This is a genomic window from Tritonibacter sp. SIMBA_163, assembly GCF_046535935.1.
In the GTDB taxonomy this organism is placed as follows: domain Bacteria; phylum Pseudomonadota; class Alphaproteobacteria; order Rhodobacterales; family Rhodobacteraceae; genus Epibacterium; species Epibacterium scottomollicae.
In genome coordinates this window covers 1-240 of record NZ_JAWJBP010001207.1, presented here as the reverse complement: position 1 = coordinate 240, position 240 = coordinate 1, and the positions used below count along the sequence as shown (strand labels likewise).

1 protein-coding gene is annotated in these 240 nt (G+C 67.5%); it reads left to right on the top strand.

Annotation, left to right across the window (positions count from 1 at the left end; translation table 11 throughout):
• A partial coding sequence (locus tag R0J92_RS26145; RefSeq protein WP_411053833.1) for a glycosyltransferase occupies positions 1-236 on the top strand: 236 nt, incomplete at its 5' end.
• Positions 237-240: the final 4 nt, after the last annotated feature.

The following is a 240-nucleotide window of genomic DNA, read 5'->3' as shown; positions in this document are numbered from 1 at the left end:
GCTGCCGCGATCTCGTACCCGAGAGCGCGACGGGCCTGTTAGTGCCGCCACGCGATACGCAGGCGTTGGCGGACGCGTTGCGCCGTTTGGCCAATGATCCTGGGATGCGTCGACGCATGGGGGCTGCGGCGCGCGAGCTGGCCTGCACGCGTTTCTCACAAGAGACGGTCGCGGATCAGACCCAGGAGCTCTATCGCCGTCTGTTGGATGGGGGCGGCATTGCACGCGGGACATGACCCC